17 protein-coding genes are annotated in these 13,615 nt (G+C 72.1%); 11 read left to right on the top strand and 6 right to left on the bottom strand.

Features of this window, described 5'->3' with window-relative positions; all coding sequences use genetic code 11:
- The first annotated feature begins 47 nt into the window (after positions 1-47).
- The 6 genes from ACHAAC_RS15320 (at position 48) to erm (ending at position 5,351) form a co-directional block, all read left to right on the top strand.
- Complete coding sequence (locus tag ACHAAC_RS15320; RefSeq protein ID WP_435717173.1) at positions 48-1,019, top strand: ABC transporter ATP-binding protein; 972 nt, start codon at positions 48-50, stop codon at positions 1,017-1,019.
- Entirely contained in the window at positions 1,016-1,813 is a 798-nt protein-coding gene (locus ACHAAC_RS15325; protein WP_435717174.1) for an ABC transporter permease, read from the top strand. The genes ACHAAC_RS15320 and ACHAAC_RS15325 overlap by 4 nt, the downstream gene beginning before the upstream one ends.
- A gap of 22 nt (positions 1,814-1,835) precedes the next feature.
- Positions 1,836-2,915 (top strand): sensor histidine kinase, encoded by a 1,080-nt coding sequence (locus tag ACHAAC_RS15330; protein WP_435717175.1) that lies wholly within the window; start codon positions 1,836-1,838, stop codon positions 2,913-2,915.
- On the top strand, positions 2,912-3,595 hold the full coding sequence (locus tag ACHAAC_RS15335) for a response regulator (protein WP_435717176.1): 684 nt from the start codon (positions 2,912-2,914) through the stop codon (positions 3,593-3,595). The genes ACHAAC_RS15330 and ACHAAC_RS15335 overlap by 4 nt, the downstream gene beginning before the upstream one ends.
- Positions 3,596-3,618: 23 nt before the next feature.
- Entirely contained in the window at positions 3,619-4,365 is a 747-nt protein-coding gene (gene dapB / locus ACHAAC_RS15340) for a 4-hydroxy-tetrahydrodipicolinate reductase (RefSeq protein ID WP_435717177.1), read from the top strand.
- A gap of 218 nt (positions 4,366-4,583) precedes the next feature.
- Positions 4,584-5,351 carry a 23S ribosomal RNA methyltransferase Erm gene (gene erm / locus ACHAAC_RS15345; protein ID WP_435717178.1) on the top strand — a complete coding sequence of 256 codons (768 nt, stop codon included), beginning with the start codon at positions 4,584-4,586 and terminating at the stop codon, positions 5,349-5,351.
- Positions 5,352-5,353: 2 nt separating this feature from the next.
- Here the strand turns inward: erm and ACHAAC_RS15350 are convergent, their stop codons facing one another.
- The 4 genes from ACHAAC_RS15350 to ACHAAC_RS15365 are packed head-to-tail and all read right to left on the bottom strand — an operon-like array spanning position 5,354 to position 7,378.
- Positions 5,354-5,656, bottom strand: coding sequence for an AzlD domain-containing protein (locus ACHAAC_RS15350; RefSeq protein WP_435717179.1), 303 nt, complete (start codon positions 5,654-5,656; stop codon positions 5,354-5,356).
- Complete coding sequence (locus ACHAAC_RS15355; RefSeq protein WP_435717180.1) at positions 5,653-6,336, bottom strand: AzlC family ABC transporter permease; 684 nt, start codon at positions 6,334-6,336, stop codon at positions 5,653-5,655. The genes ACHAAC_RS15350 and ACHAAC_RS15355 overlap by 4 nt, the downstream gene beginning before the upstream one ends.
- Entirely contained in the window at positions 6,333-6,884 is a 552-nt protein-coding gene (locus ACHAAC_RS15360; RefSeq protein ID WP_435717181.1) for an N-acetyltransferase family protein, read from the bottom strand. The genes ACHAAC_RS15355 and ACHAAC_RS15360 overlap by 4 nt, the downstream gene beginning before the upstream one ends.
- Positions 6,881-7,378 carry a hypothetical protein gene (locus ACHAAC_RS15365; protein WP_435717182.1) on the bottom strand — a complete coding sequence of 166 codons (498 nt, stop codon included), beginning with the start codon at positions 7,376-7,378 and terminating at the stop codon, positions 6,881-6,883. Before ACHAAC_RS15365 ends, ACHAAC_RS15360 begins: the two co-directional genes overlap by 4 nt.
- Positions 7,379-7,477: 99 nt before the next feature.
- Between ACHAAC_RS15365 and ACHAAC_RS15370 the strand changes: the two genes are divergently transcribed.
- Entirely contained in the window at positions 7,478-8,287 is an 810-nt protein-coding gene (locus tag ACHAAC_RS15370) for a thymidylate synthase (protein ID WP_435717183.1), read from the top strand.
- Positions 8,284-8,790 (top strand): dihydrofolate reductase, encoded by a 507-nt coding sequence (locus ACHAAC_RS15375; protein WP_435717184.1) that lies wholly within the window; start codon positions 8,284-8,286, stop codon positions 8,788-8,790. Before ACHAAC_RS15370 ends, ACHAAC_RS15375 begins: the two co-directional genes overlap by 4 nt.
- Here the strand turns inward: ACHAAC_RS15375 and ACHAAC_RS15380 are convergent.
- Positions 8,780-8,995, bottom strand: coding sequence for an amphi-Trp domain-containing protein (locus ACHAAC_RS15380; protein WP_435717185.1), 216 nt, complete (start codon positions 8,993-8,995; stop codon positions 8,780-8,782). The genes ACHAAC_RS15375 and ACHAAC_RS15380 overlap by 11 nt on opposite strands.
- A gap of 83 nt (positions 8,996-9,078) precedes the next feature.
- Positions 9,079-9,900 (bottom strand): thioesterase family protein, encoded by an 822-nt coding sequence (locus ACHAAC_RS15385; protein ID WP_435717186.1) that lies wholly within the window; start codon positions 9,898-9,900, stop codon positions 9,079-9,081.
- Between the two features lie 50 nt (positions 9,901-9,950).
- Between ACHAAC_RS15385 and dapA the strand changes: the two genes are divergently transcribed.
- From dapA to ACHAAC_RS15400, 3 genes are all read left to right on the top strand, one after another.
- Positions 9,951-10,865: a 4-hydroxy-tetrahydrodipicolinate synthase gene (gene dapA / locus ACHAAC_RS15390; RefSeq protein ID WP_435717187.1), complete on the top strand. Its 915-nt coding sequence runs from the start codon at positions 9,951-9,953 to the stop codon at positions 10,863-10,865.
- Positions 10,866-10,947: 82 nt separating this feature from the next.
- Complete coding sequence (locus tag ACHAAC_RS15395) at positions 10,948-12,627, top strand: ribonuclease J (RefSeq protein WP_435717188.1); 1,680 nt, start codon at positions 10,948-10,950, stop codon at positions 12,625-12,627.
- A 213-nt stretch (positions 12,628-12,840) separates the two neighbouring features.
- On the top strand, positions 12,841-13,539 hold the full coding sequence (locus tag ACHAAC_RS15400) for a sirohydrochlorin chelatase (protein WP_435717189.1): 699 nt from the start codon (positions 12,841-12,843) through the stop codon (positions 13,537-13,539).
- The last annotated feature ends 76 nt before the right edge of the window (positions 13,540-13,615 follow it).

Here is a 13,615-nt window from a genome sequence, read left to right on the forward strand (position 1 = left end):
CCCGCAGGGCGATGTGCGGCACGTGCTCCGTGCGCTTCTGTGGAGCCATGAGCACACCACCCACTCCGCCCGGCGTGACGACCGCTCCTGCGGTGGTCGCCGTCCGCGGACTCACCAAGTCCTACGACGGCCGAGTTGTCGTCGACGCGCTCGACCTCGACGTCCACGCCGGTGAGGTCGTCGGGCTGATCGGGGCGAACGGCGCTGGGAAGACGACGACCGTCGAGATCCTGCAGGGTCTCCGGCGATCCGACGCCGGCCAGATCCGTGTCCTCGGCCTGGACCCCGTGCGCGACGCTGACCGGCTCCGTCCGCAGATCGGCAGCCAGCTGCAGAGCTCGGCCCTCCCGGACCGCATCCGCGTCTCCGAGGCGATCGGACTCTTCGCCGGACCGAACGCGACCGATGCCGACGGCCTGCTCGAGCAGTTCGGCCTGGCCCATCGCCGCCGCTACCCGTTCGCAGGGATGAGCGGTGGTGAGCGGCAGCGCCTGTTCCTTGTGCTCGCGCTGCTCAACCGGCCGCGTCTGGTCATTCTCGACGAGCTCACGCAGGGGCTCGACCCGGCCGCCCGACGCGAGGTCTGGGCCGCCGTCACGACGCTGCGTGACACCGGCACCACCGTCCTGCTGGTCACGCACGAGCTCGACGAGTGCGAGGTGCTGTGTGACCGTGTCGTCGCGATGCGCGACGGCTCCGTCCTGGACCAGGGCACACCGGCCGACCTCGTCACCCGGCACGCCGGGTCCGCAGCCATCCGGTTCTCGCTGGACCCGGGCCACGGCGTCGGCGCGGCGGGCGCCCTGCAGGAGGTCAACCGTCTGCCCGGCGTCCAGGGCGTCACCCGCGAGCACGGCCTCACCGTCGTCCGTGGGGACCGCCGGGCGATCGCCCACGTCGGCGCCTGGCTCGTGGGACGTGGCGAGCCGATCCCACCCGACCTCACCGTCGAGGTCCCGGACCTCGAGGACGCCCTGCTGACCCTTCTCGACCACCGACCCGCCGGAGCAGCAGCATGAGTACCTCGACCGCCCCCGCCCCCGTCCCCACCGTCGATGACGCCGATCTGCGGCGACCGGACCGCTCGGTCTCGCGCCGCCTGCTGGCCAGCGAGCTGCGTCTCATGACCCGTGACCCCATGACCCTGACCTTCGTCCTGGTGTTCCCGATCGTCACGATGCTGATCATCGGCGGATCGTTCGGCACCGAGCCGGACGAGGCCTTCCCGATCAATCCCGCCCACTGGTACGTCGCCTCCTACTTCACCGTCGTGATCGGGGCCACCGGTCTGATCATGCTGCCGGTGCACATCGCGTCCTACCGCGAGCGCGGCGTGCTGCGGCGCTTCGCGGCGGCGGGCTTTCCCCGCTGGTCGTTCGCCGCCGCGCAGCTCGTCGTCGGTCTCGTGGCGATCGCGGTCTCCGGGACGGCCCTGCTGGCCGTGGCCGCCCCGGTCTACGGCGTCCCGGACGTCGAGGACCCGCTTCGGGTCGTCGCCGGGGTGGCGGTCGCGTCCGTCGCGTTCGTGAGCATCGGGGTCCTGCTCGGCACGCTCCTGCCGTCCGCGCGCGCCGCCCAGGCCACGGGCATGCTGCTGTTCTTCCCGTCGTTCCTCCTGGGGGTCGGGGGCCCACCCCCGAGCGTCATGTCCGATGTCCTGCGCGAGATCGCCGACGTGCTGCCCCTGGCCCTGGCCAACCAAGCCATCCGTGAGCCGTGGCTCGGGCTCGGTGACGCGACCGGCCCGCTCGTCGCGGTCGCCATCCTGGCCCTGGTTGCGACGGTCCTCGCCGGACGACGCACCGCCCTGTGAGATCGGCCCTATCCTCGAGACCATGAGCGAGCGAACGACGCAGGTGTCGCCCCTGGCGGCACTCGCGCTGTTCGTGCTGGCGGGTGCGCTGCAGAGCGGGCAGGCGACGGGGACGGTGCTGGTCACCGCCGGCGTCGTCCTCGCCGCCGGTGTCGCCATCGTCTGTGCCGCTCCCAGCGGATGGCCGCTGCTCGGCCTGCTCGGCCTGGCCACGGCCGCCCAGTTCGTCCTGTGTCACGGCACCCCCGCCAACGTCGGCTGGTTCGGGATCTGCGTCATCGCGGGGTGGGCCGCGTTCGAGCTGCCGGCACGCTGGGCGATCGCCGCCTGTGCCGTCCTCGTGGCCGGGTTCGCCCTGGAGTGGGCGGCCCTGCCCGACGAGCCCGGGTGGGGGGCATGGACGGCCGGGACGATCTTCACGACCGCGGCCTGCACGATCGCCCGCCGCCAGCGGGAGCTCGTGCACCAGCTGCGTGAGGCCCAGGCGGCTCTCACCGATCAGGCCAGAGCCGAGGAGCGTCAGCGCATCGCAGCGGAGATGCACGACGTCATCGGGCACGCCCTGACGGTCTCCCTGCTGCACGTGAGCAGCGCGCGGCTGGCACTGGAGGACGACCCGGACCTCGCGCGATCCTCCCTCGTCGAGGCCGAGCGCCTCGCCGGCGCGAGCCTGCAGGAGGTCCGCGCCGCCGTGGGGCTCGTGCGTGGGGAGGGGAGCGCCGGCGTTACCCCGCTGCCGTCGGGCTCCGAGCTCGACGAGCTCGTCACCTCCTACCGGCGTGCGGGTCGAGCGGTGGAGCTGGAGGTCCGAGGCGATGCCGGGGCCCTGGGCGCGACCCGGGGTCTGGCCGTCCATCGCATTGTGCAGGAGTCGCTCACCAACGCCGTCCGCCACGGGGACGCCTCCGGCGTGCGCGTGCTGGTCGACGTCGGGGCCACGGAGACGATCGTCCGGGTGCACAACGCGGGGACGTCCCTCGCCGGCTCCGTGGAGGGCTCCGGGGTGATCGGCATGCGCGAGCGAGCCGAGGCCCTTGGCGGGTCCCTGGAGGCTGGGCCGTCCTCGGACGGGTGGACCGTCGAGGCTAGGTTGCCCGCGTGAGTGCTCCGCCGGACGACGAGGTCAAGGTCCTGCTGGTCGACGACCAGGAGCTCATCCGGACCGGGCTGCGCGGGATCCTCCGCGAGCGCTTCGGCTTCCGCATCGTCGGGGAGCGTGCCAGTGGCCGCGGGGTCGTCGAGGCGGTCACCGAGACGAGGCCGGACGTCGTCGTCATGGACGTGCGGATGCCCGACGTCGACGGGGTCACCGCGACCCGTCTCCTGGCGCAGGAGCAGGACGCCCCGCCGGTCCTGGTGCTGACGACGTTCGAGGATGACGAGGTCCTGGCCGGGGCGCTGCGCGCCGGCGCCTCCGGCTTCGTGCTCAAGGGCGTCCCGGCCGAGGACCTGCAGCGTGCGGTGCGCTGCGTCGCCGCCGGTGACTCGTGGCTCGACCCTGCGGTGACCGGACGCGTGCTGTCCACGTACCGCGAAGGGACCGCCCCGGCTGGTGAGCACGGCGGTCTCGACGTGCTCACCCCACGCGAGCGGGAGGTGCTCGCGCTGATCGGGGCAGGTTCCTCCAACGCCGAGATCGCCTCGGAGCTGGTGCTCGGTGAGGGGACGGTCAAGACGCACGTCGGGCACATCTTCGCCAAGCTGGACCTGCGCGACCGCGCGGCGGCCGTCGTCTGCGCGTTCGACCACGGCGTCGTCCGGCCGGGGCGACGGCCCGACTAGACCTCGTGTCCTAGCCTTGCCCCATGACTCGAGTCGCGGTGCTGGGTGCCAGGGGACGCATGGGGGCGACGTCGGTGCGCGCCGTGCGGGCGACCGACGACCTCGAGGTCGTCGCCGAGGTGGACGTCGAGGACTCGCTGGACCTCCTGACCGACGCCCACGCCGAGGTCGCGCTCGTCTTCACGACGCCCGACGTGGCGCTGGAGCACGTCCGATGGTGCGTCGAGCGGGGCGTCCACGTGGTCGTGGGCACCTCCGGCTTCGACGAGGGAAAGGTCGCGCAGGTCGAGGAGCTGCTCGCTGACCGCCCCGGGGTCGGGGTGCTCGTCGTCCCCAACTTCTCGATCGGCGCGGTGCTGATGATGCGCTTCGCTGCCGTCGCCGCCCCGTTCTTCGAGTCCGTCGAGGTCATCGAGATGCACCATCCGGACAAGGTCGACGCTCCGTCCGGCACCGCAGTCCGTACGGCCGAGGTCATCGCCCTGGCCCGGGCGGACGCCGGCTCCGAGCCGGTGCCGGACGCCACGACGCACGACCCGGACGGGGCGCGCGGCGCCACGGTGGCCGGGATCCCGGTCCACGCGGTGCGCGCGCGGGGGTTCGTCGCGTCGCAGGAGGTGATCCTCGGCGACGAGGGGGAGACCCTCAGCCTGCGGCACGACTCCTCCACGCGGGAGTCGTTCATGCCCGGCGTGCTCGCCGCGCTGCGCGGGGTGGGAGGACGCCCGGGGGTCACCGTGGGACTGGACGCGGTGCTCGGTCTAGAGTGACGCCCATGAACGCATCGATGAGGTTGCGCGCCGCCTGACGGCCGCGCCCTCGCTCACTGACTCGCGCCGGGTGCGCGCCGTCCCGCAGGTCCAGTCCACCTGCCGGATGCAGCGCTGCGCCGTCTCGTCGACCACCCCGGGTCGGCACCCCACGTGCTGCCCGGGTGACGCCTCGACGCGACCCCTCGATGCCTCCGGCTCCCTCCACGGAGCCCCACATGCACCACACGTCCCGTACCTCCGGCCGGCACGAGCTCGGCCAGAACTTCCTCGTCGACCCCCGCGTGGTCGACACCGTCGTCGGAGTCGTCGCCTCCTGGCCCGACGACCGACCCCTCGTCGAGCTCGGTCCCGGTGACGGCGCCCTGACCGACGCCCTGGCCCCCTTGGGCCGGCCCATGACCGCGGTCGAGCTCGACGGCCGTCGCGCAGATCGCCTGGCGGCACGCTTCGGCGCGCGGGTCGAGGTCGTGCACGGCGACCTGCTCGCGCACGACCTCGGTGGTGGCGCCGACGTCGTCTCCAACGTGCCGTACGGCATCACGACCCCCCTGCTGCGTCGCCTGCTGGCCGCGCCGCACTGGCAGCACGCCCTGCTGCTGGTGCAGTGGGAGGTGGCGCGCAAGCGGGCGGGAGTCGGCGGCACCACGATGATGACGGCACAGTGGTGGCCGTGGTTCACCTTCGGCCTGGTCGACCGGGTGCCTGCCCGAGCCTTCCGGCCGGTTCCGTCGGTCGACGGTGGCCTCCTGCTCGTCGTGCGCCGTCCCGAGCCGCTCGTGGGCGACCGGCGGTCCTACCAGTCGCTGGTGGGGGCGGTGTTCGCCGGACGTGGGCGTGGAGTGGTCGAGGTCGTCGCCCGCCTGCAGGGTCGTGACCTGGCCCGACGCTGGGCCACGCGGGCCGAGGTGAGTCCGCGGACGCTCCCACGCGACCTCGACGCCCGGCAGTGGGCGGCCCTGCACCGGATGGTGAGCCCTCGATGAGGTCAGAGGCGCAGCAGCGCGGCCGTCGCTGCCGCCGCCACGACCATCGGGAGGAAGGGGACCCGGAACCACAGCAGCAGCGCGGCGACCCCCAGCCCGGCGAGCCGTGCGTCCACCACCAGTGCCCGTTCACCTCCCAGCACCTGCACGCCGATGAGCGCGCCGAGCAGCGCGACGGGGATCAGGTCGGTGGCGCGCTGGGTGACCGGGTGGTCCAGGACGCGCTCCGGCACCGAGAGACCGGTGAGCTTGAGCGCGTAGCACCCGGCGGCGGTCAGGAGCACGCCCACCCACAGCGCACTCATGGCGTGGCCCCGCGCGGCCACAGCATGCCCGCGACCACGGCGACGGCACCCCCGGCGATGATGGGCAGGCCCGCCGGGCCCAGCGGGACGAGCCCGAGCGCCACCAGGGCGCCCAGCAAGGCGATACCACGGGAGAACCGGCTGGTCAGGCGTGGCCACAGCAGGCCGAGGAACGCGGCCCCGACGGCCGCGTCCAGTCCGTAGGTCCGCGGGTCCCCGATCGCGGTGCCGGCGAGCGCGCCGAGGAAGGTCGAGAGGTTCCAGAGGACGAAGATCGAGATCCCCGTCCACCAGAAGCCGAGTCGCCCGAGCCCTGGCTCCCGCTGGGCGACGGCCATGGCTGTCGACTCATCGATCACGAAGTGCGCCCCGAGAACCCGCCGCAGGCCGCGAAGACGCAGCAGGGCGGCGAGGCTCACGCCGTAGAACAGGTTGCGCGAGCCCAGCAGCACCGACGTGAGGGCGCCCGCGACTGGCGTGCCGCCGGCGGCGACCACCCCGATGAAGGCGAACTGTGACGCCCCCGTGAAGGCCAGCAGCGACAGCGCGCAGGTCTGGGCGACGTCGAGCCCCGAGGATGTGCCGAGGGCGCCGAAGGAGATGCCGTAGGCGCCCGTCGCGAGGCCGACGCCCAGCGAGTCCGCGATGACCTTGCGCCGGGCGGTGTCCTGCCCGCTCACGGCTCCTCTGATGACTCCATGAGGGACGTGTGCAGCCGCACCTGCCGGACACCGTGCCCGGTCTCGTCCTCGAGCTCACGGTGCGCTCCGTCCGCTGCCCACCCCGTGCTGGTGACGAACGAGCGCATCGCGTCGTCGGTGCTGGCGACCCACCACACCGCCCGGGTGAAGGAGTCGGCGCGCAGGGTGTCCATGGCCGCCTGCACGAGCCGAGACCCGTGGCCGGCGCGGCGGTGCGCAGGATCGATGACGAGCTCGCCGACCTCCCCGTCGGCCACCCGGTCGGCGTCCGGATCGAAGCAGGGATGGACGATGGCGAAGCCGCGCACGGTCGGCCCCTCCAGCGCCACCAGGACACGCATCCGGGCGTCCGGGGGAGCGGTGACCGAGGACCGCCAGCGCTCGACCACTTCGTCCGGGTCCAGGGCGTCAAGGGCCTCGGCGCCCAGCAGGTCGGCGTACTCCGCGCGCCACGTGCGCAGCTGCACGGCGGCGACGGCCTCGGCGTCGTCGGGCCACGCGAGCCGGACGCTGACGTCGGCGTTCATCGCCGGAAGCTCTCGACGAGCCCGGACTGTCCGCCCGCGGAGTCCAGCACGGCCTCGGTGAGCGAGGTGTTGCGCAGACTGGGCGTGGTGGCCCAGGCCAGCTGGAGGGTGGCCGGCAGGGCGCCGGCCATGAGTGGCCAGGCGCCCCACGGACCGACGAACGTCACGAGGATGGACAGCACCACCGGCACCTGGCAGATCGCGAGGCGCCGCACGGTCTGGGCGGCGAAGATGGCCACGCCGCGCCGCTGCTGCTCCTCGGGGTCGGTCTCGGGCGACAGGGGCGGGGTGCTCATCCACACCCGCTCGGAGAGGAGGCCCGCCCCGATGACGGCGAGGACGAGCAGGGCGATCACCCACCAGGGCGGTCCCGGGGCGTCGATGCCGCCGAGGGCCAGGTAGAGGATGACCAGGAACACGGCGGTGATGACGAGCTGGAGTGCCGCGAAGCTGCGGACCTCCCGTGCCGTGGCATCGAACTCGTCCGGGAACATGACGCAGAGTTTCGCACAGGGCCCGGACGGCGCACGGGGCCCGGGCGGCAGCCGGCTCGGCGTCGCTGATCGGTCACCGGCCGTTGGTAGTCTCCCGTCATGCGCGCGTACCTCGATCTCGTCCAGCGGATCCTCGACGAGGGCATCGAGAAGCCCGACCGCACCGGCACCGGGACCCGCAGCGTCTTCGGGCACCAGATGCGCTTCGACCTGCGCGAGGGCTTCCCGGTCGTCACCACCAAGAAGGTGCACCTCCCGTCCGTCGTCGCCGAGCTGCTGTGGTTCGTCGCGGGGGACACCAACACCGCCTACCTGCGTGAGAACGGCGTCTCGATCTGGGACGAGTGGGCCGACCAGAACGGAGACCTCGGCCCGGTCTACGGCCACCAGTGGCGATCCTGGCCCACGCCCTCGGGCGAGACCATCGACCAGCTCGCGGGCGTCGTGGAGGCGCTCAAGGCCGATCCGGACTCGCGTCGTCACGTCGTGAGCGCGTGGAACGTGGCCGACCTCGACGCGATGGCGCTCGCGCCGTGCCACGCGCTCTTCCAGTTCTACGTCGCTCCCCAGGCCGACGGCCCCGGTCGGCTCTCCTGCCAGCTCTACCAGCGCTCCGCGGACGTCTTCCTCGGCGTTCCGTTCAACATCGCCTCCTACGCGCTGCTGACCCACATGGTCGCCCAGGTGACCGGGCTGGAGGTCGGTGACTTCGTGCACACCCTGGGTGACGCGCACCTGTACTCCAACCACCTGGACCAGGCGCGCCAGCAGCTGACCCGCGAGCCGCGGCCCCTTCCGGAGCTCTGGCTGGACCCGTCGATCACCGACATCGACGCCTTCACGCTCGACTCGATCAAGATCACCGGCTACGACCCGCACCCGGGGATCAAGGCCCCGATCGCCGTATGACGGTGACGCTCGTGGTCGCGGTCGGCGCCAACGGCGTCATCGGTCGCGACGGCGACATGCCCTGGCCGCGCACCGGCGACCAGCGCCAGTTCAAGGAGCTGACGACGGGTCACCCGATCGTCATGGGCCGTTCCACGTACGAGTCGATCGGCCGACCGCTGCCGGGGCGCACGTCGATCGTGCTGACGCGTGACCCGCAGTGGCACGCCGACGGTCTCGAGGTCGCCCACTCGTTGACCGACGCGCTGACCCTGGCATCGGACCACGACGACGAGGCGTTCCTGATCGGCGGCGCCCAGGTCTACTCCCAGGCACTGGCGGAGGGTCTGGTCGATCGCATGGTCATCACCCACGTGCAGCAGACGGTCGACGGCGACGCGTGGTTCCCCGAGCTCGACTGGTCGGCCTGGTCCGAGGTGGCCCGCGAGGCTCACGACGGCTACGACATCGCCACCTACGACCGCCGGCCGAGCACCGCCCGGGGACCGCGACTCACCAGGTGAGCTCGATCTCCAGCTCGTTCTCGTCACCGAGCTCGACCTCGACCTTGAGGTCGACCTGGTCGGGAATGCTGACGGTGAGTCGGCGACCGTCGCGCTCGAGCTCGACCGAGTTGTGACGGGCCAGCGCGTCGGCCAGGGCGTGCAGCTTGGCGGCGGCCTGCTCGCGGGACAGTCGTTGGGTGGTGTCGATCTCGAACAGGTCCATGGGGTCTCCCGGTGTCGATGCGGATCGGATGCCGTGGACTGTAGTCGCCCGATCCCGGCCGTGGCGCCCCGTGAGCTGCACGCCTACTGCAGGATCGCCAGCTGACGGGACTGCGCGACGAGGTTGCCCTGCTCGTCCCACAGCTCGACGTCCTCGTCGTGGTAGCCGTCGACGACGTGCCGCGTCGTGACGTGCAGCAGGGCCCAGCGGGTGTCGGGGCGGCGCCGCAGGTGGACGGTGATCTGCACGGTGGCCGAGGCGATGTGCCCGATCTCGGTGGTGACCGGTGGGTACCCGTCCACGATCGCGGCAGCGGCCAGGGCATCCACGCGTCGGCCGTCCCGAGGCCGCACCCAGACGGCGGCCTCGGGCACTCCCGACGGCTCTCCCTGCATCCAGCCGGGCAGCGTGGCGGCGCGCGTCTCGTAGCGCTCGATGATGGGGACGGTGCCGTGGGGGATGCGAGTCGCCAGGTCCAGGCAGTCCTCGGGAGCGGGCAGCACGGGGGCGGCGTGGGGCGTGTGCTGCACGTCGCCGGCGGCATCCCAGTCGTGCAGGGTGATGACGGCGTGGGACACCGGCCGGTCGTCCTGCTCCAGCGTGGCCTCGTGCACCGAGAGCCGCCGTCCGGTGCGCAGCGTGCGGATCTGCACCGACGCCGGCCCGGGCACGGGCGGCCTGAAGTAGCTCACCGAGACCGTCAACGGGTCCGGATGGGCCGGTGCGGCCGTGGTGGCGTGGTCCAGCGCGGCCCGCAGCAGGACGGCCAGGACGTAGCCGCCGTTGGCAGTGCCGTTCGGGGTGTTCCAGTCGGCGGTCAGCTCGAGGTGACGCAGGCCGTCGGTGCCGATGGTCGTGGCAACGGCTCGATCGAGCTCCCCGTCGGGCGTGCAGGAGTCGGACATGCGCCCATCCTGCACCGCCGGGGTGACGGTGCTCGCGATAGCCTCGGACCATGACGTCCCCGCTCGCTACAGAGGCCGCGCCGTTCGGCCGGGTCCTGACCGCCATGGTCACCCCGTTCACCGCCGACGGCGAGCTCGACCTCGACGCGGCACAGCGGGTGGCCACGCACCTCGTGGAGGCCGGCAACGACGGTCTCGCCATCAGTGGCACGACGGGGGAGTCGCCCACCACGACGGTGCAGGAGGACGGCCGGCTCCTGGCCGCGGTCGTGGAGGCGGTCGGCGACCGGGCGACGGTCATCGCCGGGGTCGGCACCAACGACACGCGGCACAGCGTCGAGCTGGCCGAGCAGGCCCGCAAGGCCGGCGCCCACGGGCTGCTCCTCGTCACGCCGTACTACAGCAAGCCCCCGCAGTCCGGCATCGTCGCGCACGTGCGGCAGGTGAGCCGGGCGGGCGAGGACCTGCCGATCATGTTCTACGACATCCCCGGTCGCACGGCCGTGCAGATCGAGGAGTCGACGTACGCCGAGCTCGTGCAGGACCCGCTCGTCCTCGCAGTCAAGGACGCCGTCGGTGACCTGGAGCGTGGCGCCTGGTTGATGCGCGAGACCGGCATCAAGCTCTACTCCGGCGACGACGCCATGAACTTCGCCTGGTTGACGCTGGGCGCCAGCGGCATCGTGAGCGTCGTCAGCCACGTCGCCACCCGGCAGTACGTCGACATGGTCGCCGCAATCGACGCGGGCGACCTGCCCACCGCGCGAGGGCTGAACGATCGGCTGCTGCCGGTCGTCCGCGCGATCATGACCCACACGCAAGGTGCGATCACGTCCAAGGCTGCACTGCAGCTGCTGGGGGTCCTCGACCACCGCACCACCCGTGCTCCCCTTCCCGAGGCCACCGACGACGAGGTCGCGATCGTGCGCGACGCGTTGGTGTCCGCGGGACTTCTCACGAACTGAGGCACTCCATGAGCCACATGCACCCCGGCTGCGCCGCGCGACGCGGCCGCTCCGACCTTCTCGAGCCGCAGGGAGAGCGCGGATGAGCCACATGCACACAGAGCTGTCCGCCCCCGGGCCGCTCGCCCCCGACGCCCTGCGCGTCATCCCGCTCGGCGGGCTCGGCGAGATCGGTCGCAACATGACCGTCTTCGAGTTCGGCGGCAAGCTCCTGATCGTCGACTGCGGGGTGCTCTTCCCCGAGGAGAACCATCCCGGCGTCGACCTGATCCTCCCGGACTTCGGGCCCATCCGTGACCGCATGGACGACGTCGTCGGCATCGTGCTCACCCACGGCCACGAGGACCACATCGGCGGCGTGCCGTTCCTGCTGCGCGAGCGCGGGAACATCCCCATCATCGGGTCGAAGCTCACGCTGGCCTTCGTGGCGCCCAAGCTGAAGGAGCACCGGCTCAAGGACGCTCCCAAGCACGAGGTGTCCGAGGGAGACGTGCTGGACCTCGGCCCGTTCTCGTGCGAGTTCGTGGCCGTCAACCACTCCATCCCCGACGCCCTCGCCGTGGCGATCACCACCCCCGCCGGCGTCGCGCTGCACACCGGCGACTTCAAGATGGACCAGCTGCCGCTCGACGACCGGATCACCGACCTGCGGGCGTTCGCCCGTCTCGGAGAGGCCGGGGTCGACCTCTTCCTCACCGACTCCACCAACGCCGAGGTCCCCGGCTTCACGGTGCCCGAGCGCAGCATCACCCCGGCCATCGACGCCGTCTTCGCCACGAGCAACCAGCGCATCATCGTGGCCTCGTTCGCCTCGCACATCCACCGCGTGCAGCAGGTCATCGACGCCGCTGCCAAGCACGGGCGCAAGGTCGCGTACGTCGGCCGCTCGATGGTCCGCAACATGCAGATCGCCCGCGAGCTGGGTTACCTGCACGTCCCCGACGGTGTCGTCGTGGACAAGATCGACGCCGCACCGCCGAACAAGATGGTGCTGATGTCCACCGGCTCCCAGGGTGAGCCGATGGCGGCCCTGTCACGCATGGCCAACAACAGCCACCAGCAGGTGAGCCTGCAGCCCGGCGACACCGTGCTGATGGCCTCCTCGCTGATCCCGGGCAACGAGAACGCCATCTACCGTGTGATCGACGGGCTCACCAAGCTCGGCGCACGGGTGGTGCACAAGGGCAACGCGCTCGTGCACGTCTCGGGTCACGCCTCGGCCGGCGAGCTGCTCTACTGCTACAACATCGTCCAGCCCACGAACGTCCTGCCGGTCCACGGCGAGATCCGTCACCTGCACGCCAACGGTGCCCTCGCGACGCAGACCGGCGTCCCCAACGTCCTGCTCGCCGAGGACGGCTACGTCATCGACCTGCACGAGGGGCACGCCTCGATCGTCGGCGCCGTCGACTGCGGCTACGTCTACGTCGACGGCTCCTCGGTCGGTGAGATCACCGACTCCGAGCTCAAGGACCGCCGCATCCTGCGCGACGAGGGCTTCATCTCCATCGTCACGGTGATCGACTCCACCACCGGCAAGATCATCACCGGCCCGGAGGTGCACGCCCGCGGCCTGGCCGAGGACGACTCCGCCTTCGACGAGGTGAAGCCGCGTCTGGCCGAGGCCCTGGAACAGGCGCTGGCCGACGGGACGCACGACACCAAGGCGCTGCAGCAGGTCGTCCGGCGGGTGGTCGGGTCGTGGGCGGGTCGCAAGCTGCGTCGCCGCCCGATGATCATCCCCATCGTGCTGCAGGCCTGAGCCCGACCCGAGGGTCCCGACCTCGACGCGGACGTGGCCCAACCGTTACGCGGTGGAAACCTGACCTTGCCCACCCCGAAACAACGCCTTCCTAGTCTCGAGTCATGTTCGGCGCGGGGCCGAACCTGGTGGGACACCGGCCGCGGTCGGCGAGGGATGTTGCGCACGGAACTCGTCGGCCGCGTCCGCCGTCCGAGGGCAGGGGATGAGGACGTGGCGGCACGCTCGACAGGTGAGGTCCTCTTCGCATGCTCCTCCGGGAGCGCCGATCCGGTGCAACGAGCCGCGCTCGGTGCGCTCGTCAACGCCGTGCGGCGCGACGCGCCGTCGGTCGACGTGCGGGACACCCCGGTGGAGATGCTGACTCCGGACGACCTCGAGCTGCCGGTCCGCGTCGCCGTGCCGCTCACGCTCACGGAAGGGACGGACGTGTCAGCGGCCCTCGCCGTGGCCCGCCGCAGCGATCCCAGCCTGCAGGTCGCCGCCTCGCTGGGCCCGGACTGGAGCCTCGCCGAGATCTGCGTGCAGCGGCTCATCGAGGCCGGCGCCCGCAAGGAGGACACGATCGTCCTCGGAGTCGCCGGTGGGCAGCACGAGTCGTCGATCGACGGCTACACCCGCGCGGCCCGTCTGGTCAGTGCCGTGTGGGGAGGCCCGGTCCACATCGGTGCCATCGGGGGGCGGGAGACCCCGCTGACCGACGCCGTGGACTTCGCCCGGACCCACGGGGGCCGGGTCGTGGTGGCGTCCTACCTGCTCACACCCGGCCGCTTCGCCGACATGCTCCGGCACTGCGGGGCGGACCTCGTCACGGCTCCGTTGCTGGACGGCGGTCCGCCGGACCCGCGGATCGCCGCTCTGGTGGTCGCGCGCTTCCACCAGGCGCTCGGCGTCGGCGCACCCTCCCTGTGACGCTCGTGCCTGTGGTGCCGGCGACGGTGCGGGCGGGGAAACGCCCCGTCCAGCGGGCGTGGGAACAGTGTCAACC

The sequence above is a fragment of the Aeromicrobium sp. CF4.19 genome, from assembly GCF_051262555.1.
In the GTDB taxonomy this organism is placed as follows: Bacteria; Actinomycetota; Actinomycetes; order Propionibacteriales; family Nocardioidaceae; genus Aeromicrobium.